Raw genomic sequence first — 23,450 nt, forward strand, 5'->3', positions numbered from 1 at the left:
TTTTATATATAAAATTATACATTTTATATTGTTTCAATAGCATTGATATGCTTAACTCTCAATCTTAATAGTAAAATCATGTCGTTAATAATATTGCATCTCTTGCGATCATCAATTCTTCTTTGGTTGGTAAAACAAGAACCACAAGACTATCATCTTTATTAATAAACCCAGATCGACCAAAACGAGTGACTACATTACGATCATGGTCTACCTTAACACCTAACAGATTTAATTTATTTAGTGTTAATTCACGAACCATATAAGAATTTTCTCCGATACCCCCAGTAAAAACAATTGCATCTAAGCGTCCATCCATCACTGCGGTATAGGATGCAATATATTTTGCAAGTCTATGACAGTAAACATCCATAGCACGTTTTGCATTGGTTTGAGATGAATAGTTATCCTCTAGATAACGACAATCATTAGTAACCTCGGTAAGACCTAACAAGCCAGATTTATGGGTTAGCATGTGATTAATTGTATTTATGCTCATACCTAGTTTTTCATGTAAAAAAAATATGATAGCGGGGTCAATATCACCACTACGACTCCCCATCACTAGACCTTCAAGTGGGGTTAGTCCCATAGAAGTATCCACACATCGACCTTTAAGAATAGCCGCAATTGAACTACCATTACCTAGATGACACGTAATCATATGTAGTTCTTGCACTGATTTTTTTAGAAATTTGGCTGCTTCTTGCATTACATAATCATGACTAGTACCATGCGCTCCATAACGACGTATACCGTATTCTTCGTATAACTTATAAGGTAATGCGTAGAGATAAGATGATTCTGGCATTGTTTGATGGAATGCAGTATCAAATACAGCAACATTTTTATGAGATAAGTTTGGAAAGTTTTTTAGTGTTTCTGTAATACCAAGTATGTTTGCGGGGTTATGTAGTGGCGCAAATGATGATAATTGTTGAAGCTTTCGAAGAAATTGTTTATCAATAATTACGGAACGTGTAAACTTTGGGCCACCGTGCACAACACGATGCCCAATAGCATAAATTTGCTCTAAGAGTTTAGATTGTGATTTTAAAATAGTATTTATTATAAAGTGCAAGACTTCCTTATGTTCTTTTTTATTTCCTAGATGTTGTGTTTTTGTAACATTATTCAATGTCCAATGAATACATGTATCAGAAAGGTATAAGCATTCAGCTAAACCATATAAGTGCTTATAGCCATTTTTAGGGTCAATAATAGAAAATTTTAAGGAAGAACTCCCGCAATTAAGAACTAGAACTAATTTATTAGGCATACTGAAGTCTTTATAATTAAAAGTAAAATGATCCAAGAAAATTACTATATTTTGTTATAAATTGATATATTTATTTATTTTTAATACAAAGATTATTGACCGTATGGTTACGGTGGGGTGATGTAATGGTAATTTTATTTATTTTATTTATTGGTTGATTTTGTATGTTTTTAATAAAGACATTAGAATCATACACCATATATAAGCAGGATTAAAAATTTAATTATTTCTGCAGAATGCATATAGTAATATGTGATATGTTGTTGTGAATGTTCTTATTTTTGAGAAAAAATAAGAAATTTATACTTGGTAATTTAAAAGAAAGTATATAAGCTAGGCGCTTACTTTTCCTCAGTAAAAGTGTAGAATAGCTATAGAGGATCTTGTTGATCTTTATTACTTTAATGATTTTTATCATCGTCTAATTGTGTGTGAAAAAAGATAAAAACGAGTTTTATAATATATATTACGATTATAAATCGTTTTAATCTCTTAAAAGGGAATGTATTCTTGACATAAGATCAATAAACTTGATGATTATTAGCCATTAAGAAATATATCTATATAATAGTTGATAACGAATAGGAGAAAAAATGCATGTACATTTTATGAGTGCGGTCTCTATATGAGATTTTTCGGGGTTAAGTGATTAACTTGAAAATAAAAATATCAAGAATAAAATATTGCAAGTGGTAGAGCATTATTTTTATTTGTATCCTAAATGTGTTTTTATTGCATGTAAAAATATTAAATGTTGTTAGAGATATGCATTTATAGTTAAGTCTGCTAGAGACTTTATCTCATTAAATAAAATTAAGCGTATAGCCTAAAGCATAAGATTTTAATATCTATAATTACTAAGTATAGGTCTTTATTAATATTGTAATATTGATATATTCAATAGTGATATATTCATATATTTCAACCAGTGTTACTTAATATAAAATGCGATAGATATAATGATGCAAGCATCGTTTTTTTCAGAACGAGTTCTAAATTGGTACCATGACTATGGTCGTCATAATTTACCATGGCAGATAGATATAACGCCTTATACAGTTTGGTTATCTGAGGTTATGTTACAGCAGACTTCAGTAACTACGGTGATACCTTATTTTAAACGTTTTAGGATTCGCTTTCCTACTATAAATAATTTAGCACAGGGATCATTAGATGAGGTTTTATACTTTTGGTCTGGTCTCGGTTATTATGCGCGTGCGCGTAATTTATATAAAACAGCGACAATAATAGCTGAACAGTATGCTGGTATTTTCCCAACCACTATTGTAGAGATAATGGCTTTACCCGGAATTGGGCGTTCTACTGCTGGTGCTATTTTGTCCCTAGCATTAGGACAACGTGCATGTATTTTAGATGGAAACGTTAAGAGAGTGCTCTGTCGTTATTATGGTATACCGGGTTACTCTTTAACAGCAAAATTAAATCAATATTTATGGCGCATAAGTGAAATAGTCACCCCAGTACAAGATTTTGGACAATTTAATCAAGGCATGATGGATCTTGGAGCGGTTATTTGCGCTCCATCTAATCCCAAGTGTGCAATTTGTCCCTTACATGTTGATTGTTGTGCGAAAAAATATAATAACTTGGAATCTTTTCCAGGTAAGATATTTAGGAAGACAATGATTAAACGTACTAATTGGTTATTACTTATACAACAAGGTGAGGAGATATGGTTAGATAAGAGGCCAATACATGGTTTATGGGGCGGGTTATTTTCATTCCCTCAGTACGAATCTATAGCTACACTTAATCTGGCCCTTATTTATAAGAAGCTAGACATATATCCAATGCACCAGATGGATATGACTCAACATATTTTTAGTCATTTTTATCTTGATGCTAGACCTATGTGGATTAAATTGCCTTCTTCTTATGCGCCAGTAAATTATGGAGAAGGTTGCTGGTATAACTTATATAAGCCTCCTTGTGTTGGTCTCCCCTCATTGGTGATTGGTTTACTAGATAAATTACGCTCGATACAGAATCTATAAAATAGCAAGAAAATTATACATAAGGACAAACTATGAGTCGAACGATTTTCTGTACATTTTTGCAGCGTAACGCCTTAGGTCAGGATTATCAGTTGTATCCTGGTAATATAGGTCAGCGTATTTTTAATGAGATATCTGCAGAAGCATGGAGGCAATGGATGGACAGGCAGACTATAATTATTAATGAAAGAAAATTGAGCATGCTTGATATAAAGCACCGACAAGTAATAGAAAAAGAAATGATTGCCTTTCTATTCAAAACACGCAAGATTAATATTACTGAAGAGTATGGTTTTCGAGCAGAAGAATCGTAGGCGCTTCATGCGAAAAACGTTTTATATATGGACAGATATTCACATAATAAAAAAATTTTTTTCTATATTGGCATTTATCCCGGTATCAATATTATTAATATCTTGCTCACAGAAAACACATGAGGCTTTATGCAGGGGGTTAATTAAGGATACGAATGGTTTCGATATCTTAATGGAACAATTTTCCAATAATATTGAAATCCTTTGGGGAAGAAGCGAAGTTCTTATCCCTGGTCCGAAAGATTATATAAAGTACAGTGACCAGTGTCACACTCGTAGTCACATTAACTTTGAGGCTGGTAGGATTACTCTATCAACTATCGTACACCGGAATCCTATCGCTTGTTTACGGCAGGCTATTGTCAATCTTCTTCTCATGAGTAAAGATTCTTGTGATACGCATCTTTCTTTTATAAAAGATATATCTAAAGAGAATCAAGAGCCACTTCTTTATGGGCAGGTTTTAGATAATACTGGAAGATTAATCGATAGCCAAAAGATAGCAGCGATGTATGCTGATTATCTGATACAAAATAAACGAGAGTATCGATATTCTAACTTACACGTGGTTTGGTCGGTGACTATTCCCATGGTATCCGATCATATCGACCAACGAGCACATAAATATTTACCTATGGTGCAAAAAATAGCACAACGTTATGGTGTGTCTAAATCTCTGATTTTAGCTATCATCAAAATTGAATCTAGTTTTAATCCATATGCTGTTAGTCATTCTAATGCGCTAGGTTTGATGCAAATCGTACAGAATACAGCAGGGCTAGATGTTTTTCGAATGCACGGAAAAACTGGTCAACCGAGTCGGAGATATTTATTAGATCCAGAAAATAATATCGATACTGGAGCGGCTTATCTATTTTTATTGCAGAGAAATTATCTCTCTGCTATTAAAAATCCTATTTCGAGATTGTATGCAGTAATTACTGCATACCACAGTGGTTCTGGTAGCGTTCTTCGAGTGTTTTCTAGTAATAAAAATCGTGCGATTTATATTATAAACACACTTTCTCCAGCTGAAGTGTATCACATACTTATCAGTAAACATCCTACAGCTGAATCACGACGATATTTACATAAGGTATATCATGCACAAAAATCTTATAATCTTTATTAATTACAGTTGTTTAATCATTATTCTGAATATATAATATAAATGATTGATTTTACTACTTATGTCAGTCAATTGTATTAACTACGTATTTTGATATATATCAAATATAGATAGATATTTTAATATCTATTTAATTTTAACTTTAATAGAGATAAGTTTTAATACTTTAAGTTTTATCATAAATGTCTTTTTGATGTGATTTGCGAATTTTATTAGAATCGTATATAATATATTATAATTTATAATAATGATTATTGAATGTAATGTTATTATTAATAGTAATATTATACTAGCAATAATTTATTTATCTATTATTTTATGGATATTATTTTATAGATAAAGTTAAAACATTATTACTAATTCTTTTATTAAAGATTAAAGATAATATCTTTATATCCTATAAAGACTATTTATTATTTTGGTTTCAAAAGAATAAACAAATTTGATATAGATAAAACCAATACTTATTATATGCATTTATAATAGGGAGGGGGATACTTTATAATATAAAGAATATTTTATGTTTAACTATATCAGGTAAAACTTAGATTTAGCTGCGAATGAGAATTAATTTAAAACACAGAACACATGCCCATGTTACTGTAATTGTTAGGTAAGTTTACTGGCACGTACGAGATAAGATTTATTAGTATTCACCGATCACAAAAGTATTTACATTTTATTTTGAGGTAATATACCTTTACTATGAGCTCTGAATAAAATCTAGCATATATATGAAATTATGGATTTAGTTTTGATTGATTTGAGCAGACACTAAATGTACTGAAAAAACTTTGTTAATATGAATATATGCATAGATTTTTTTTGGATGTATTATGGGTTTCATCAAATAGCATGTTAAGATTTTTTAATCTATTTATTAGGATACATAAAAGTATGTGACTCATAATATCGGTATAATAAATTACAGTAAAATAGCACTTGATTTGCTAAGTGCATAATCAGATTATGTCTTGTAATTTTTAAAATTAGTAATTATTGCTATTCTTTTTTAGTTAAAAATATTTTAATGCACACTCTAGATGTGATACTTTTATTATAAATTATTATAAATATAGCGCATCATTGAGTGTATTATCAAAATAAACTCACAGGGTTGGTGTAATAAACCAAAATTAGATATCAGATATAATCTGTATTATTGAATTTATATTAGATAAAGTACTTTTGAACTGTATAAAATACAGAAATATAAAATAGTAAAACTTCTATAATTCTCACTGATATTTTGTAAATGAGATAACCAATGCATGATTCAAATGCGCCAAATTCCATGTTAAGTAGTCGTTTCCGTGGTTTTTATCCAGTAGTTATTGATGTAGAGACTGCAGGGTTTGATCCTAGGACTAATGCTTTATTAGAAATCGCTGTGATTACACTGAAAATGGATAACTATGGCTGGCTTGGAAAGGATGATATACTGCATTTTCATGTTAAACCATTCCCAGGGTTAACGATTCACCCTGAAGCCCTGGTATTCAATGGTATTGATCCAGGTAATCCTTTACGTGGTGCAGTTCCTGAATCAGAGGCGTTACATGCTATTTTTAAACTTGTTCGAAAGGGGATGACAAAGAGTGGGTGCAATCGAGCCGTAGTAGTAGCTCATAATGCTATATTTGATTTAAATTTCATAAATGCTGCAATTGAACGTGCTAGTTTAAAACGAAATCCTTTTCATCCTTTTGTGACCTTTGATACTGCAGCTTTAAGTGGGTTAGTTCTTGGTCAAACCGTTTTAGCAAAAGCATGTAATATAGCTGGTATACCATTTGATAACGCGCAAGCACATTCGGCATTATATGATACGATGCAAACTGCAAATTTATTTTGTGAACTTGTAAATCGCTGGAAGCGTCTTGGCGGTTGGCCGATTACTTCAGTGATAGCATTGTAAATCTTACTTTATAATTTTTTATTATTCTCCACAACAGCACCTATTAGGTTGCTACTGCTATTCATCCTCCTATCAGTAATTATGTTTTTAAAAGAAATTTACCAAATTAAAGTGTATATTTTCACAATTTACTATTTTACAGTACTTGTACTTTATGTTGGAGATAAGTAAAAGGAATTGTAAAATACACTATATAAATGTTCTGCTAAAAACAAGCGTATATCTTAACTAGATATACGCCATTAGATAACTATATATATTTGCATAATTCATATTTTTATTTTTTAAATTGTAATCTTATTTTAAAAGTGTTCTATCATCTGATAAAGAAAAATTTTAATACTGAACATTAAGACATTGTTATATTTTATAGATAATTATATATAAATAGAAAATAGAAAATAAGATAAACATTAGATGTTATCTATGCCAAAAATAGTATTTAATTATTAGTTTTTTATTGGTCTGGAAATTATCCAACTGGTTTTATTAATATTTGTACAATATCTTTTTTTATATGTAGAATCCTTATCATCCTTGAATAAAATATTACTCAAGTGTTGTGATACTAGGTTAGTACAATGCAATTTAAAAATTAATCAGGCGTTCTATTTTTTTGAATATTTCTAATACTCGAATATTATTATAGATTGCATTTAATATGAGGAAGATGGTAACCCATTATTGGGAACAGTGAGAATTGTTGTGTTCATCCTATAAGGATTCATTTTGTATTGATATGGATATAATGATATCATGTGATCATGTAATTAAGGTTACAATTGTTGGAAATTCATGCTAAAAAACTATTTTTAGTGCAATTTTTATTAGTTAAATTTATTTATTTATGCTACTGAATATATTATATAGATAACTTTTCATATTATATCATATAGATGATGGATTCTTATCCTAAAGCAGGAATATAACTATTTCCATTAAGAAATTAAGAATTTCTTTTAACATAGAACATAGAACTTAGATAGTTATAATGTTTATTGTTTGCAATATAATCAATGATATTAATCACTATATTTATCATCGTCAATATAAGTTTTAGCCTTATGACAATATTATTTTTAACATTTTTCAAAAAGCTTTCCACAAATTGTGAAGCTAGAAAATTTTTTGTTTTAATAGGTTTGTTTTTTATTTTGCAAAATTCTTATAATTTCTATTGATGTTGAAAAAAATATCGCAAAATAAATATAATTTTTTTCAAAATAAATTTCAAAGCCTTCTAATATCAATGTCATGCCAATTAGAATAAGAGAAGTAAGTGCTAAAATTTTTATTGAGGGATTATTTTGAATATACTGATTAATTATTTTCGAAAAAAACATCATTATTATAGCAGAAATAACTACAGCTATCATCATTATGACTAGGTCATTAGATAAACCAATTGCAGTTATAATTGAGTCTAAACTAAAAATCATATCTAGTAGGATAATTTGCATTATCGTCCATACGAGATGAGATGCATAAGTTTTTTTTGAGAATATTAAATTTTTCATATTTTTGTAAAGTTCAACGCTAGAGTTAAAGACTAGAAAAAACCCTCCGCATAATAATATAATATCATGTATTGAAAAATGATGATCCATCACGGTACATGCTTGATTAGTTAGGTGTATTGTCCAAGTCATAGACGTTAACAGCACGAGCCTTATCAGCATAGCTATAGACATTCCTATACAACGAACGGTGTGTTGCTGATTTCTAGGTAATTTTTCAACTATTAGCAATAGGAAAATAATATTATCAATCCCAAGAATAATTTCAAGGAGCGTTAACGTGCCAAGAGTTAACCATGTGTTAGGATCAGTAATCCAGTCATACATTTTTTAGGTTTCCTAAAACTAAAGCGTTAAATTTAACATCCATTCAATTAGAGAGTGGATCTACAATAATAGGAGCAGCTACACCCTATATAGTGCACATCAATTATAGAATCTTAATTAAATAATATGATATATAAAGAAGATCTTATATAATCAATGGTTTAAATTCAGGTAATAAAGAAAAGATTAGATAAAATTCTAATTAAATCGATTTTACCTTTAAAGTGACTTTAGAGTATTTATGCTAATTAATAAAGAATAAAGAGTTTTAAAATAAAAACTGTCTTGAGGTAAGATAGACAATAGTTTACGTCTTGCAAAGACTCTTTTATGAAATTTTTTATAAAAACATTTTAGAAAAATAATTTTTAGATAGTGCATTCATGGCATAAATGTGTAAATATATAATATTTAAGTTAATAAGACTGCTTATTTAATTTTTCCAGTAAGATAAAGATACATTATAGGTACAATATAACGTCGTAGGTACATGACATGTAATATGTTTTGATAACATAATGTTTAGTTTTGTTTGATATTATGATTTCTATCAGGCTCTTCTAGGTATCTGAAATATTATGACTTTTTAATATGATATCTAAAATGTGTAATATAGATTTGGATTGTAACTTGATGCTATATTATAAGATAGTCGAATATATAGACGGATTTTCTTGTTATCTAATTGACCTTATAGTTTACACCAGAGTAAAGATCATGACGAATCATCTTATTGCGCAAGATTGCTATAAAAAACATTATCCTACGCATCGGGTACTTAGTTTTGTTAGCAGAAACAGGCATTACACTAAGGGTCAAAAACTAGCTTTAGAGCAATTATTGCCACAGATAGGTATCGAATATCAGTTACAACCAATTGAATTTTACGATATATTTGGATGTAATGCACCAGTAGTATTAGAGATTGGTTTTGGGATGGGTTCTTCTCTGGTAGATATGGCTAAAAGTAATTCTAAAAAAAATTTTTTTGGTATTGAGGTTTATAGACCAGGTGTCGGGGCTTGCTTAATAAAAGCTCGCGCGGAGTGCATTACTAATCTTCGCTTGATATGTTACGACGCAGTAGCGGTTCTAGAGACCATGATATCCTCAAATACTTTAGATGCAGTACAGCTTTTTTTTCCAGACCCATGGCAAAAAAGGCGTCATAATAAGCGACGCATTGTGCAGACTCCTTTTGCTAAATTAGTGCTCAAAAAATTAAAATTGGGTGGTACATTTCATATAGCAACTGACTGTAAATCTTACGCTGAATATATGTTGATGGTCATTAATAGCATATATGGTTATAAAAATTGCTCTGATAATGGTGATTGGATACAGCGCCCGGCATTCAGACCATATACTAAATTTGAGAAAAAAGGGGAAAAATTAGGGCATAAGGTATGGGACTTAATGTTTGAACGAGTAATTTAATGGTTACATTATAAATTACGTCACCCTTATTTTTTAGAAAATCAATATAGCTTGTCAGAGTTGTGGATATGCAGGGAAGATAAAGAAATTAAGATATAACTTGGCAATTGAATTTTTATAGTAGAACGACGTTTACTAGAACGACTGTTTATCTATATAAGTACCTTATGATACAGATAAGTACCTTATGATACAGATGAAGCTGACAAAAGGTTACGAGTCTGATCATACAAAATGATTTCATTTTATTTTAATTAAGATACAGACTAATAAAAATCTGTTGCACTATTTATTTTATTTATTAACAAAAACACTATATTTTCCACTATAATAATTAACTGACGTAATTAATTAACTGACGTAATAATTAACTGACGTAATAATTAACTGACGTTAATATCTAATAGTTGTGATTTGTGATATTGTAATCAATAGTTACATTATGAATCAATAAGGATGTTTCATGCCTTTTATTACTATTTCTAACGGAAGAAAAAACCTATTTAATAAGTCTGTTAGATTAATAGATATCGTTGAGGCTATGCACCCAGAATTAGTTAAAGAATGTATTGCCGGACGTGTCAATAACAAAATGATTGATATGTCTGATTATGTTTCATCAGATGCATCAATAACTATTATTACGGCAAAAGATCAGGATGGTCTTAAAATTATCCGTCACTCTTGTTCGCATTTATTAGGGCATGCGCTGAAACAACTTTGGCCAAGCGCTCAAATGGCTATTGGCCCAGTTACTGAAAATGGCTTCTATTATGATGTAGATGTTGATCATCAATTGACAGAGGCAGACATGAGGCGTCTTGAAGAACGCATGCACCAATTAGCTGAGACAAATTATGACGTAATAAAGAAAAATGTTTGCTGGCAAGAGGCGTATAATATTTTTAGTAAACGCGGTGAAAGATATAAAATATCTATTTTAGATGAGAACGTTAGCCGAGAAGTGCATCTGAATTTATATTATCATCAGGAATATGTTGATATGTGTCATGGCCCACATATTCCTAATACGCGATTTTGTCATCATTTTTCGTTACAGAAAATTTCTGGTGCGTATTGGAGAAGTAATAGTAACAATAAAATGTTACAACGTATTTATGGTACTGCATGGTCCAGTAGAACACAATTAATGACTTATCTGATTTCTTTAAAAGATGCAGAAAAACGAGATCATCGTAAAATTGGCAAACAACTGAATTTATATCACATTCAAGAAGAGTCGCCAGGTATGGTGTTTTGGCATCATGATGGTTGGATAATTTTTCGTGAGTTAGAAAAATTTGTACGCAGTCGGTTAAAAAAGTATGATTATCAAGAAGTGAAAGGCCCCGTGGTGATGGATCGGGATTTATGGGAAAAAACAGGTCATTGGGATAATTATAGAGACTCAATGTTTACTACATCTTCTGAGAATCGTGAGTACTGTATTAAGCCTATGAACTGTCCTGGGCATGTTCAGATTTTTAAGCAGGGTCTGAAATCTTATCGAGATCTTCCTTTACGTATGGCTGAGTTTGGCAGTTGTCATCGTAATGAGCCATCTGGTTCTTTGCATGGATTAATGCGAGTTCGTGGTTTTACGCAGGATGACGCTCATATTTTTTGCATGGAAGAGCAGGTTCGTAGTGAGGTTAGTGATTGTATAGAAATGCTATATGATATGTATAGTATTTTTGGTTTTAAAAAAATTTCAGTAAAGCTATCAACACGACCAGAAAAATTAATTGGTAGTTGCTCTTTATGGGATCGATCAGAGTTTGATTTAGTGTCTGTGTTAAAAGAGAAAAAAATTGCATTTGAGTATCAACCGGGAGAAGGTGCTTTTTATGGCCCTAAAATTGAATTTACATTGCATGATTGTCTAGACAGGTCATGGCAGTGTGGTACTATTCAATTAGATTTTGCATTACCAACACGCCTTAATGCATCATATGTAGGAAAGAATAATGAACGTCGGGCCCCGGTTATGATTCATCGCGCGATACTAGGGTCTATAGAGCGATTTATAGGAATATTAACTGAAGAATATTCTGGCTTTTTTCCTATATGGCTGGCGCCATTACAAGTTGTAATTATGAGTATCACTCGAGATCAATCTAAATATGTCACAGAACTAACATGTAGATTGAAAGATATTGATATTCGAGTTAAATCAGATTTAAGAAATGAGAAAATTAGTTTAAAAATTCGTGAACATACCTTGCGTCGTGTCCCCTATCTTTTAATTTGTGGTGATAAAGAAGCAGCAGAAGGTACGATATCTGTTCGCACTCGACGTGGAAAGAACTTAGGTTGTGTAGATTTTCATAGTTGGGTTTTACAACTAAAAGATGATATTCGCAGACAAAATAATCTGCATTAAACTTGGAGGAGCACAGTATTAAAGGTGGAAAACGCGTTCAACCAGTGCGCCCGAATCGTATTAACTGGGATATTCGTGCTACTTCAGTTCGGTTGACAGGCATTGATGGTGAGCAGATTGGTATTATTAGCCTAAGTGAAGCTTTAGAAAAAGCGCAATTAGCTGGTTTAGATCTTGTTGAGATTAGTCCTAATGCTGAACCGCCAGTCTGTCGTATTATGAACTATGGAAAGTTTCTTTATGAAAAGAACAAATCGTATAAGGAACAGAAGAAAAAGCAAAAAGTTATTCAAATTAAGGAAATAAAATTTCGTCCTGGTACTGATGATGGAGATTATCAAGTTAAATTACGTAGTTTAATTCGCTTTTTAGAAGATGGAAATAAAACTAAAATTACTCTTTGTTTTCGTGGTCGTGAAATGGCACATCAGCAACTTGGAATGGCAGTTATCCATCGTGTTCGAAAAGACTTGTGTGAAGATACAAGTATAGCCACTGTTGAATCTTTTCCTGTAAAGATCGAGGGTAGACAAATGATTATGGTTCTTTCTCCAAAGAAAAAATAATAGCAAGAGAGGCTATTACACTAAGTCTTTTATGTATACTATGCTTAGTGTTTTATTTAATTATTTGGGGAACCAAATGAAATGGAAATTGCAGATGCCTAAGATAAAAACGATACGTAGCGCAGCTAAGCGCTTTAAAAAGACCGCCTCTGGTAGATTTAAGCACAAACATGCTAACCTGCGTCATATTTTGACTAAAAAATCAACTAAGCGCAAGCGTCACTTACGCCCCGTAACAATGGTTTCGAACAATGATCTTAACTTAGTTATTGCTTGTTTGCCGTACTCTTAAATTTTAAATAACTTTTAGGTCATTTTTCTTAATTATTTTATGCGCAGGAGAACGGAATAAAATAAATAGATACTTCACAGGAGAGCTAAATGGCTCGTGTAAAACGTGGTGTAATTTCTCGTGCGCGTCACAAGAAAATCTTACATCAAGCTAAAGGTTACTATGGCGCGCGTTCACGGGTTTACCGTGTTGCATGTCAAGCTGTTATTAAATCCGGGCAATATGCTTACCGTGATCGTCGTCAACGCAAACGTCAGTTTCGTCGATTATGGATTGCACGTATTAATGCTGCAGCTCGTATTAATGGTATATCGTATAGTTTTTTTGTTCAGGGCTTAAAAAAAGCTTCAATTGAAATTGATCGGAAGATGTTAGCTGATATAGCTGTATTTGACAAAATAATATTCTCTCAGTTAGTAAAAAAAGCAAAAGAATCCATAGCATCATCTTAAGATCAGAGTGAAAGAATATATTGAAAAGCGCTCAAAGTCTTATTGAAAGAGACTTAATCATTAAAAGATAATGTAATATGGTTGGAGTTATTTTAAAAGGCGAGTAAAATTTTGAGCGCGAATTATTTACATATATCTTGCTTAAAGCATATCAGAGGGAGTATATATTGATATATATATAGTTTTATTTAATATTTTTAGTTATATGTAAAGAGACTTTGTTATGAAATGAATTATTTTAATATATCAAAGTCTAGAAATGTTTTATGTCTAAAATATTATATATGGGTAGTAGTTTTTTATGGCGTAAATAGAAAAAATAGATTGCCAAATTAAATTTGAACCATCGCGTTAGTCGACCTCTCGTAATATATGCAATATTTTATTATAATAGGTTCTCAATGTCACTATGATTGTATACAGAACTATTATTTGCTATGACTCTTCTCTCCTATTTTGTATTCCTTTATCCACACCAAATTATTAGTTTTTAGTATACATTTATGATTTACAATACACGATGTATAGCATAAGGATAATTTAGGTTTTTTATTTAATTTATAGGCATTGTGTGATTTTATCTGAAGCGATAGAGTAGTTTGACATACTTATTTTTAATGTGTGTTTATATTGCTTTTATGCTCTAAGTAGCATAGAGAAGATATAGAAAAATTTTTAATCTATATTTGTGTTACTCCTTAAACAGTCGAGACTATATGCGTACATATTACGCTTTGATGTATTAAAATTTTCTCAAATGGATTTGTGATGCTTTAATAAAATTAAATAATTTGTTTCTTTTATTTTTTAGAAGATTGAAATATTTTGATAAAAGATAAGAAGGTAAAAATTATTTTTATCAGATAAGATAGCTCAGATAACAAGGACATATTGCTTGGTATGTTGCTATAAGTGTAATTAATATATTACTAGCTTTTAGAATATTATTGTGTTTTTGTTTTTAAGGATGTTGCATAGAATACCTTATAGTCAGATTAGTTAGTACTATACATAATCAGGCATCCTAATGTGCTAGATCTGTTCATGTTATTCTTTCCTGAACAATCTGCATATATCTGCATAACATCAAAAACACATTGATGATTTTAACCATAATAGATGCATAATATAACATATTCTAGTACTTTTACTTTAAAATTAGATAATTAATTTTTAGTGTAGGGTATCTATGATGACTCATTTAGAGGGGTGGCATGACATATATTTCCGATCTAATGACGAAGGCAAAAACAGAAATAAGCAATGCTAAAGATTTTTCTTCATTAGATAATGTGCGAGTTAAATATTTAGGTAAGCATGGATATCTTACGCTTAAAGCAGCAACGTTACGTGAACTTCTTATAGAAGAGCGTTTATCTTTGGGTCTAGAAATAAATGATGCCAAGCAGTTTGTTCAAAATGCATTCAATATCCGGAAAAAAATTCTAGAATCTCAAATGCTTAATGCACGTCTCACAAAAGAAATCATTGATATTTCATTACCTGGTCGCAGAAGAGATCAGGGTTGTTTACATCCTATTACGCGTACTATAGATCGTATGGAAGATTTTTTTTGTAATATGGGATTTGCAGTGATTACAGGACCAGAAATTGAAGATGAATATCATAATTTTGATGCATTGAATATACCTAAGTATCATCCGGCACGAAATGATCATGATACTTTTTGGTTTGATTCCACGCGATTATTGCGCACTCAAACCTCTGTAGTTCAAGTTCGGGCTATGAAAAATCAACAACCACCAATTCGTATTATTGCACCGGGCCGGGTATATCGCAATGATCATGATCAAACTCATTCTCCCATGTTTCATCAGATGGAAGGTTTTCTTATTGACCGTGAGATTAGTTTCGCCAACCTGAAAGGAACTCTATTAGATTTTCTCAAAAATTTTTTTCAATATGATATACAAATACGTTTTCGTCCATCTTATTTTCCTTTTACGGAGCCATCTGCTGAAATTGACGTAATGACTAAAAATGGAGAATGGCTAGAAGTTCTAGGATGTGGAATGATCCATCCTAATGTTATGATCACGATGGGTGTTGATCCTCTTATTTATTCTGGATTTGCATTTGGTATAGGAATCGAGCGTTTAGCTATGTTGTGTTACAGTATTAGTGATATTCGTGTCTTTTTTGAAAATGATTTGCGTTTTCTTAAACAATTTAAATAAAGAGAGAACAATGAATGAAAATTAGCGAGCTCTGGTTGAGAGAGTGGGTAAATCCTACCATAAATAGCCTAGAACTTTGCAATAAAATGGCTATGGCTGGTTTAGAGGTAAATAATATAGAGCCCGTTTCTCCTAATTTTCATAGTGTTCTAATCGGTGAGGTGATTAAATGTGTACGTCATCCACGCTCTAACAGATTATACATGACAACAGTAAATACAGGCGCTAAGAGTTTATTAAGCATTATTTGTAGTGCGAGTAACTGTCGTGAAGGATTAAAAGTTGCAGTTGCACCAGTAGGTGCAATTTTACCCGGTAATTATATTATTCGAAAAATCGAATTACAAGGAGAGACCTCGGAAGGTATATTATGCTCCTTTTCTCAATTAGGTATACCTATTAAAAAAGAGGGTATTATAGAATTACCTTTGAATGCCTCCGTTGGAACAGATCTATCTCAGTACCTTCAATTAAAAGATAATATTATCGATATTGGTGTCACACCGAATCGTGCAGATTGCTTGAGTATAATGGGAATAGCACGTGATATTTCTGTCGCGAGCAGAGCGCCGTTATATGAATTGAAGGTTACGCCAGCATTTTCTGCTGTTTCGGATGTGATCTCAATTCGTGTTAATACACCTGAGGATTGTCCACGCTATCTTGCTAGGATAATAAAAGAAGTGAATATCCAGGCCGATACGCCTTTATGGATGCAAGAAAAATTACGTCGTTGCGGTATAAATTCTTTAAATTCAGTGCTTGATATTACTAATTATGTATTATTAGAACTTGGTCAACCGATAAATGTTTTTGATTTTCAGGCAATTAATGGTGGTCTCAGTGTGCGTTATGCCAAAGAAGAAGAGTCTTTAGTCTGTCTTGAAAAGAGTAAAGTTAAATTAGATAGTAATACTTTAGTTATAGCAGATGAAGAGAAGATATTAGCCATGGCAGGTATTACTATTAGTAAAGATGCTAGTGTTACAATAAAAACAAAGAGTTTCATTCTTGAATCTGCGTTTTTTAGACCATTATCTATCGTTGGACGTGCGCGTCGTTATGGATTGCATAGTGACACTGCTTTTCGTTTTGAACGAGGTGTAGATTTTAATCTGCAGTATAAAGCGATTGAACGTGCAACAAGTTTATTATTAACAATATGTGGTGGCTCTGCTGGTCCAGTAATTAATATTACCAATTATTCCGCGTTACCTTCATCTAAAATCATTAAGCTATATCGTAAAAATTTAGATCGCTTAATTGGCTATTGCATACCTAATGAGACAGTGACCGATATTTTAGAACGTTTAGGATTTACAATACTGACTAGAAAAGATTACAGTCAGTGGAAAGTTGTTGTCCCAAGTTGGCGTTTTGATATTGATATTGAGGTTGATTTAGTAAGAGAGGTCATGCGAATTTATGGATACAGTCAAATCCCTAATATACCAGTTCAAGCAAATTTAATGATTGATGCGTATTGTAAAAAAGATTTTCCATTACAACGAGTTAAGGCATTACTTATTGATAAGGGCTATCAGGAAGCAATTACTTATAGTTTTGTTGATCCAAAAATTCAGTCAATACTTCACCCACAAGAAGAAAGTTTAAGATTACTCCGACCAGTGTCACGGGACATGTCGGTAATGCGATTATCTTTATTCAGTGGTTTATTGGGGGCGGTACTGTATAATCAGAATCGTCAACAGTTACGTATTAGATTATTTGAAAGCGGTCTTCGCTTTGTTCCGGACATAAGAGCACCATATGGTATTCGTCAAGAGTTAATGTTGTCAGCTGTTATTAGTGGTAATCGATATAGCGAACACTGGGATTTAGCGCGCTCCGAGGTTGATTTTTATGATTTAAAGGGAGACTTAGAATCTATTTTTGATATGTTGCATAAGCTACATCAAATAAAATTTATCAGAGAACATTATCCTGCATTCCATCCTGGTCAATGTGCAGCGATGTATATTAATGCAGATTATATTGGATGTATCGGGGTTTTACATCCAGAAATAGAGCGAAATGTGGGCATTAGAGGTCGAACAATAGTTTTTGAATTGATATGGAATAAAATTTCAGAATATACTGTGCCGCACGTTTTGCCTGTATCTCGTTTTCCAGCCAATCGTCGAGATATTTCCGTAATTGTAGCAGAATATATATTAGCAGGAGATGTGCTTGAAGAATGTAAGAAAGTTAGAGATAAATACATAACAGGTATCTATTTATTTGATGTATATCGTGGAAATAAGGTTGCTTCGGGTTGTAAAAGTCTTACAATTAGTATTACTGTTCAGGCATTAACCAGAACCCTTGAAGATCATGAGATTTCTAATACTATTGAAAAATGCATAAAAGCTCTAAAAAATAGATTTGGTGCAAAATTGAGGGTCTAGTATTATAGTTGAGCGAAAAGTTATAATTTAGTGTTATCAGTTTTTACTAATGTAGGTAGCAATAAAGAAAAATATTATAGTATGTGATGTTTTTATGGAACTGTGTAATTGCGTGTTATATGTCAGATAAGTTAATTAATTTATCTTGAGAATATTATATTAGTTAGTAATATGAGAAATCTAAAAATCAAAAATCAGCAAGCATATTTTTACTACAGCTTGATGATTTTTTGTGTTTATTAGAGTAGAAATATAAAGATATGTTAAGGCTATATAAAAATAAAGGCAGGTAACTAATATTGTGCATTGTGCAAAAGAGCATGATGCAATCATTGATTACTTATGATATAATTTTTATTATATTCTTTGTGATCTAAATAGTGTTTTTAAACTTTTAAAGATCAAGTGGTATTTTTAAAGTAAAATTTTTTTAAAGAGCTCTAATGTATAGACTATATCTAGTGATAGTCATAATAGTGATGTTAAGATGTAGAATTTGGCGAATAAAATAACTTAGCGCTGTTTTTGTAATTTATCAGGGCTAGAACTTATTAAGAAGATAAAAATATCTTAATATTATCAATTATTATCGCAGTTTATTTTACGTAGATAACATTGAATTCTAAATTATTCATAAATAAAAACAATATTGTTATAGAATCGATAAATATTTTGATGCACATACTTTATAAAGATTTATGTCTCTTGATGTATGCTAATGCTTCATTAATACGTAATATACAGCGTTTTTGCCCGATAGTATAAAGAGTAATATCTAGTGCAGGAGACTCTGGTGATCCAGTGATTGCGACACGTACTGGCATACCTATGGTACGTATACCCCCAACTATTTTATTAGACGCTCTCCGAATAGCATTTTGTACTTCTATTGGTGTCCAGTAGATTATGGAAGTTAATTCAGTGCGCATAGCTTCTAGTGATTGTTGAGAAGTGTTTGCTTGATTATGAAAATATTTGTTAGCTGCACCTATGTGATATCCCTTTAATTTTTCATAGAAATAGCGACAAGCAGATGCCATTTCTTTTAGTGTATTACAGCGATTACCTAATAATGTTATTATATCTTCTAGTTTTGGGCCGTGTTCGGTATTAATATTTTCAGATTGCATCTGCCATTGAAGATGAGTTGTGATATATTTTTTAGGGAGATTCTTAATGTAGTGCTGATTGAGCCACTGTAATTTTGTAATATTCATAGCGCTAGGAGATTTGCTTATCCCCTCTAACGTGAATAGCTCTTTCATTTCATTTAGGTTTAATATCTCACGATTACCGAAAGACCATCCAAGACGAACTAAATAATTCAGTAATGCTTCAGGTAAATACCCCTCATTGCGATACTGCATTATTTTTAAAGCTCCTTCTCTCTTAGATAATTTTTTACCATTAGCATCTAATATCATAGATACATGTGCATAAATAGGAATAGCAGCACCAATGGCTTTAAAGATATTTATTTGACGTGGTGTATTATTTATGTGATCTACTCCACGAATAACATGGGTAATATCCATGTCAGAGTCATCAATCACCACACAAAAATTATAGGTTGGAGAGCCATCACTGCGACGAATGATAAGATCATCTAACTCTTGATTTTTGAATTCGATACGACCATGAATTTTATCATCAAATACTACAGAACCTTCTTTGGGGTTTTTAAAACGTACTACATATTTTTTATGATCTATAGGCTCTTTGTTATTAGCGCGACAATAACCATCGTACTGTGGTTTTTTCCCAATAGCCATTTGATTCTCACGTAGCTCGTCTAGTCTTTCTTTTGAGCAATAGCATTTATATGCGGTATTATCTTTTAACATTTGATTAATAATTTCATTATAACGATTTAAGCGTTTTGTCTGATAATATGGCCCCTCATCCCAATCAAGATTCAGCCAACGCAAATCTTCCATGATAGCAGTACTACTGTTTTTATTAGATCGTTGTAAATCAGTATCTTCTATACGTAATACAAAGGTACCGTTGTGGTAACGAGCAAACAACCATGAATATAAAGCAGTGCGAGCACCACCAAGATGTAGGTCCCCTGTAGGGCTAGGAGAGAATCGAGTTTTAATCTTCACGAATTAATACCACTATAATTAAAATATATTTTAAGTGAAATAGAATTTTATAGAGAGATGCTACCACATTTTTTCATTAGTACTCAGGTAATTTCAGTTTAATATAGTTAATTTTATTTTAAATTGTGACATTTAAGATTTATTTCCTATATTTGTTAGGGTTAAAATTTTTCTACAAATGATGTGTTATATACTAATAAATCGTATGATTTATTAGTATAACGCTGATTATTCATCTATACCTAATGTGATATACTTCACTATCTTTTTATAAGGAATCAACATAGAAAGGAAAGTTCGTCCATGAATGACTTTGCCCGTGAAATTAGATTGGTTAATATCGCAGAAGAATTAAAAAACTCTTATTTAGATTATGCTATGTCGGTTATTATTGGTCGCGCCTTACCAGATGTGCGTGATGGCTTGAAACCAGTTCACCGCCGTGTTTTATATGCTATGCACATTCTTGGTAATGATTGGAATAGGGCTTATAAAAAATCCGCACGTATTGTTGGTGATGTGATTGGTAAATATCACCCACATGGTGATTCTGCTGTATATGATGCAATTGTTCGTATGGCCCAATCTTTTTCGTTACGATATATTTTGATTGATGGTCAAGGTAATTTTGGTTCTATTGATGGGGATCCAGCCGCAGCGATGCGTTATACAGAAGTGCGCATGTCTAAAATAGCGCATGAAATCTTAGCAGATCTTGAAAAAGAAACTGTAAATTTTATGTTAAATTATGACAACACAGAAGAAATACCAGAAGTAATGCCCACTCGTATTCCGAACTTATTAATTAACGGCTCTTCAGGAATTGCGGTTGGTATGGCAACAAACATTCCACCGCATAATCTAACCGAGGTAATTAATGGTTGTCTTGCATATCTAGACTCTGAGAATATTACTGTTGAAGCTTTAATGCAATGTATTCCTGGCCCAGATTTTCCCACTTCTGCCATTATTTATGGAAAGAAGGGGATCCATGAAGCTTATCATACAGGGCGTGGAAAGATTTATATACGGGCTCGTACTAGAATTGAAATCAATGCCAAAAGTAAGCGAGAAACTATCATTATACACGAACTCCCATATCAAGTAAATAAAGCACATCTTATTGAAAAAATGGCTGAATTAGTTAAAGAAAAACGCCTAGAGGGTATAAGTGCTTTACGTGATGAATCTGACCAAGAAGGTATGCGTGTTGTAATAGAAGTGAAACGGGATGCGTTGAGTGAAGTAGTTTTAAATAACTTGTATTCGCTCACACAGATGCAAACGTCTTTTTGTATTAATATGGTTGCGTTACACCAAGGTCAACCAAAGCTTATGTCACTAAAAGATATCATTGGGGCTTTTGTGTCTCATCGCCGAGAGGTAATCACGCGCCGCACTGTTTTTGAGTTGCGAAAAGCACGTCATCGTGCTCATATTCTTGAGGCTTTAGCGTTAGCCTTAGCGAATATTGACTCTATGATTCAGTTGATTCGCGGCTCAAGTACACCAGAAGAAGCAAAAGACAAGCTCATGGCTAACACTTGGAACATTGGACGTGTTTCTCAAATGTTAGCATCTGTAGATGCTAATATAAATTATCCGGAATGGCGAGACAAAAAGAAATATCTTGCTTCTGGCAGATATTCTTTAACTACCGATCAAGTCCAAGCAATTTTAGACTTACGACTTCAAAAAATCACCAATCTAGAGCATGAAAAATTGTTTAACGAGTACATAAGTCTATCAGATCACATTAATAAATTAATCTGTATTCTAAAGAATCCAAAAAAATTAATAGAAGTTATTCGTGAAGAATTAGAAATAATTCGAGATAAATTTGGAGATCAACGTCGTACTGAAATTGCTATGAATAGTGCCAGTATAAATCTTGAAGATTTGATTCATCAGGAAGATGTAGTGGTGACTTTGTCATATCAGGGATATATTAAGTATCAACCACTAGCTTCTTATGAAGCTCAGCGCCGAGGTGGAAAAGGAAAGTCAGCGGTTTGCATTAAAGAGGAAGATTTTATTGATCGTCTTTTAGTGGCAAATACACATGATACTATCTTGTGTTTTTCTAGTCGAGGTCGTTTGTATTGGATAAGAGTTTATCAATTGCCCGAAGCTAGTCGTGGCGCGCGTGGTCGCCCAATTGTTAACTTATTACCCCTAGCAGTAAATGAACGTATTACTGCTCTTTTACCTATACATACGTATGTTAAAGAATGGAATATATTTATGGCAACTGCGAGTGGAACTGTAAAAAAATCAGCATTGACTGAATTTAGCCGGCCTCGTAGTGCAGGTATTTTTGCTGTAAATCTTCGTGATGATGATGAGCTTATTGGTGTATCACTCACTAATGGTCATGATGAGGTTATGTTATTCTCCTCTGAAGGAAAGGTAGTGCGTTTTTCTGAAACTGAAGTTCGTACTATGGGGAGAGCCGCCGCTGGAGTTCGAGGCATCAAGTTAATCGATGAAGATAGGGTGGTGTCCTTAATTATTCCACGAGATAATGGTGCCATTATGACTGTAACTCAACATGGTTATGGGAAACGAACAAGAAATATTCAGTACCCTATTAAGTCACGTGCTACACAAGGGGTGATATCTATCAAGGTGTCTAAAAGGAATGGGTTAGTTATTGGTGCTGTACAAGTGATGGATGGAGATCAGATAATGATGATTACCGATGCAGGTACCTTAGTGCGCACACGAGTATCTGAAGTGAGTATGATTGGTCGAAATACTCAAGGTGTAATTTTGATTCGTACCGCTACAGATGAAAACGTAGTAGCCTTGCAACGGGTAGCTGAAACAATTACAACAGAATCATTATCTATCCCTGAAGACAGATCTTTGTCGGGTAATAATACTGTGCTTCCCATAATATAAACTAATACAAAAAATTATATTCATTGTAGCGATTAAAAGATAACCGGGGGGTTATATTATGCGCTAAGTACTATTTATGCAAAGTCTATAATTATAATAGAACTATACTACATTTTATATTTTAAATTCAAGAATCTCTTTATAGTATTTCTGATCATTAGTTTTTTAAAAAATGGTAATGATATTGTGATTAATCTAATAAA

The 23,450-nt window shown here is 32.2% G+C and carries 15 protein-coding genes; 12 read left to right on the plus strand and 3 right to left on the minus strand.

Annotation, left to right across the window (positions count from 1 at the left end; genetic code table 11):
- Positions 1-76 precede the first annotated feature (76 nt).
- Positions 77-1,279 carry an acetate kinase gene (locus ERCISPPS3390_RS00550; RefSeq protein WP_197094922.1) on the minus strand — a complete coding sequence of 401 codons (1,203 nt, stop codon included), beginning with the start codon at positions 1,277-1,279 and terminating at the stop codon, positions 77-79.
- A 962-nt stretch (positions 1,280-2,241) separates the two neighbouring features.
- On the opposite strand from ERCISPPS3390_RS00550, the gene mutY reads away from it, so the two are divergent.
- The 4 genes from mutY (at position 2,242) to rnt (ending at position 6,655) form a co-directional block, all read left to right on the plus strand.
- Positions 2,242-3,294: an A/G-specific adenine glycosylase gene (gene mutY, locus ERCISPPS3390_RS00555; protein ID WP_197095385.1), complete on the plus strand. Its 1,053-nt coding sequence runs from the start codon at positions 2,242-2,244 to the stop codon at positions 3,292-3,294.
- A 32-nt stretch (positions 3,295-3,326) separates the two neighbouring features.
- Positions 3,327-3,608 (plus strand): oxidative damage protection protein, encoded by a 282-nt coding sequence (locus tag ERCISPPS3390_RS00560; RefSeq protein ID WP_197094923.1) that lies wholly within the window; start codon positions 3,327-3,329, stop codon positions 3,606-3,608.
- A gap of 46 nt (positions 3,609-3,654) precedes the next feature.
- Positions 3,655-4,740 (plus strand): membrane-bound lytic murein transglycosylase MltC, encoded by a 1,086-nt coding sequence (mltC, locus tag ERCISPPS3390_RS00565; protein WP_231517349.1) that lies wholly within the window; start codon positions 3,655-3,657, stop codon positions 4,738-4,740.
- A 1,264-nt stretch (positions 4,741-6,004) separates the two neighbouring features.
- Entirely contained in the window at positions 6,005-6,655 is a 651-nt protein-coding gene (gene rnt / locus ERCISPPS3390_RS00570; RefSeq protein ID WP_197094925.1) for a ribonuclease T, read from the plus strand.
- Between the two features lie 1,133 nt (positions 6,656-7,788).
- On the opposite strand, the gene ERCISPPS3390_RS00575 is transcribed toward rnt, so the two are convergent.
- Entirely contained in the window at positions 7,789-8,499 is a 711-nt protein-coding gene (locus ERCISPPS3390_RS00575) for a TerC family protein (RefSeq protein ID WP_197094926.1), read from the minus strand.
- A 717-nt stretch (positions 8,500-9,216) separates the two neighbouring features.
- On the opposite strand from ERCISPPS3390_RS00575, the gene trmB reads away from it, so the two are divergent.
- The 7 genes from trmB (at position 9,217) to pheT (ending at position 18,235) form a co-directional block, all read left to right on the plus strand.
- The gene (trmB, locus tag ERCISPPS3390_RS00580) at positions 9,217-9,936 is read left to right on the plus strand and encodes a tRNA (guanosine(46)-N7)-methyltransferase TrmB (RefSeq protein WP_197094927.1); all 720 of its coding nucleotides are present in this window, start codon (positions 9,217-9,219) and stop codon (positions 9,934-9,936) included.
- 463 nt (positions 9,937-10,399) lie between these two features.
- On the plus strand, positions 10,400-12,319 hold the full coding sequence (gene thrS / locus ERCISPPS3390_RS00585; protein WP_197094928.1) for a threonine--tRNA ligase: 1,920 nt from the start codon (positions 10,400-10,402) through the stop codon (positions 12,317-12,319).
- Positions 12,320-12,336: 17 nt separating this feature from the next.
- Positions 12,337-12,885 carry a translation initiation factor IF-3 gene (infC, locus tag ERCISPPS3390_RS00590; protein WP_197095386.1) on the plus strand — a complete coding sequence of 183 codons (549 nt, stop codon included), beginning with the start codon at positions 12,337-12,339 and terminating at the stop codon, positions 12,883-12,885.
- Between the two features lie 94 nt (positions 12,886-12,979).
- Positions 12,980-13,177, plus strand: a complete 198-nt coding sequence (gene rpmI / locus ERCISPPS3390_RS00595; protein ID WP_197095387.1) for a 50S ribosomal protein L35 — start codon at positions 12,980-12,982, stop codon at positions 13,175-13,177.
- An 89-nt stretch (positions 13,178-13,266) separates the two neighbouring features.
- A complete protein-coding gene (gene rplT, locus ERCISPPS3390_RS00600) occupies positions 13,267-13,629 on the plus strand; it encodes a 50S ribosomal protein L20 (protein WP_197094929.1) in 363 nt (120 codons plus the stop codon).
- A gap of 1,214 nt (positions 13,630-14,843) precedes the next feature.
- On the plus strand, positions 14,844-15,827 hold the full coding sequence (gene pheS, locus ERCISPPS3390_RS00605) for a phenylalanine--tRNA ligase subunit alpha (protein WP_197094930.1): 984 nt from the start codon (positions 14,844-14,846) through the stop codon (positions 15,825-15,827).
- A 14-nt stretch (positions 15,828-15,841) separates the two neighbouring features.
- Complete coding sequence (pheT, locus tag ERCISPPS3390_RS00610; protein ID WP_197094931.1) at positions 15,842-18,235, plus strand: phenylalanine--tRNA ligase subunit beta; 2,394 nt, start codon at positions 15,842-15,844, stop codon at positions 18,233-18,235.
- Positions 18,236-18,921: 686 nt separating this feature from the next.
- Here pheT and gltX read toward each other — a convergent pair.
- Entirely contained in the window at positions 18,922-20,343 is a 1,422-nt protein-coding gene (gene gltX, locus ERCISPPS3390_RS00615; RefSeq protein ID WP_197094932.1) for a glutamate--tRNA ligase, read from the minus strand.
- Between the two features lie 303 nt (positions 20,344-20,646).
- On the opposite strand from gltX, the gene gyrA reads away from it, so the two are divergent.
- Complete coding sequence (gene gyrA / locus ERCISPPS3390_RS00620; protein ID WP_197094933.1) at positions 20,647-23,247, plus strand: DNA topoisomerase (ATP-hydrolyzing) subunit A; 2,601 nt, start codon at positions 20,647-20,649, stop codon at positions 23,245-23,247.
- Positions 23,248-23,450: the final 203 nt, after the last annotated feature.

The sequence above is a fragment of the Candidatus Erwinia haradaeae genome, assembly GCF_900698885.1.
In the GTDB taxonomy this organism is placed as follows: Bacteria; Pseudomonadota; Gammaproteobacteria; order Enterobacterales; family Enterobacteriaceae; genus Erwinia_E; species Erwinia_E haradaeae_H.

Coding starts and splice junctions, on each gene's coding strand:
- ERCISPPS3390_RS00575 (WP_197094926.1), bottom strand. CDS start 8,499: ATGTATGACTGGATTACTGATCCTAACACATGGTTAACTCTTGGCACG.
- pheS (WP_197094930.1), top strand. CDS start 14,844: ATGACATATATTTCCGATCTAATGACGAAGGCAAAAACAGAAATAAGC.
- rnt (WP_197094925.1), top strand. CDS start 6,005: ATGCATGATTCAAATGCGCCAAATTCCATGTTAAGTAGTCGTTTCCGT.
- thrS (WP_197094928.1), top strand. CDS start 10,400: ATGCCTTTTATTACTATTTCTAACGGAAGAAAAAACCTATTTAATAAG.
- rpmI (WP_197095387.1), top strand. CDS start 12,980: ATGCCTAAGATAAAAACGATACGTAGCGCAGCTAAGCGCTTTAAAAAG.
- pheT (WP_197094931.1), top strand. CDS start 15,842: ATGAAAATTAGCGAGCTCTGGTTGAGAGAGTGGGTAAATCCTACCATA.
- mutY (WP_197095385.1), top strand. CDS start 2,242: ATGCAAGCATCGTTTTTTTCAGAACGAGTTCTAAATTGGTACCATGAC.
- rplT (WP_197094929.1), top strand. CDS start 13,267: ATGGCTCGTGTAAAACGTGGTGTAATTTCTCGTGCGCGTCACAAGAAA.
- gyrA (WP_197094933.1), top strand. CDS start 20,647: ATGAATGACTTTGCCCGTGAAATTAGATTGGTTAATATCGCAGAAGAA.
- ERCISPPS3390_RS00560 (WP_197094923.1), top strand. CDS start 3,327: ATGAGTCGAACGATTTTCTGTACATTTTTGCAGCGTAACGCCTTAGGT.
- ERCISPPS3390_RS00550 (WP_197094922.1), bottom strand. CDS start 1,279: ATGCCTAATAAATTAGTTCTAGTTCTTAATTGCGGGAGTTCTTCCTTA.
- trmB (WP_197094927.1), top strand. CDS start 9,217: ATGACGAATCATCTTATTGCGCAAGATTGCTATAAAAAACATTATCCT.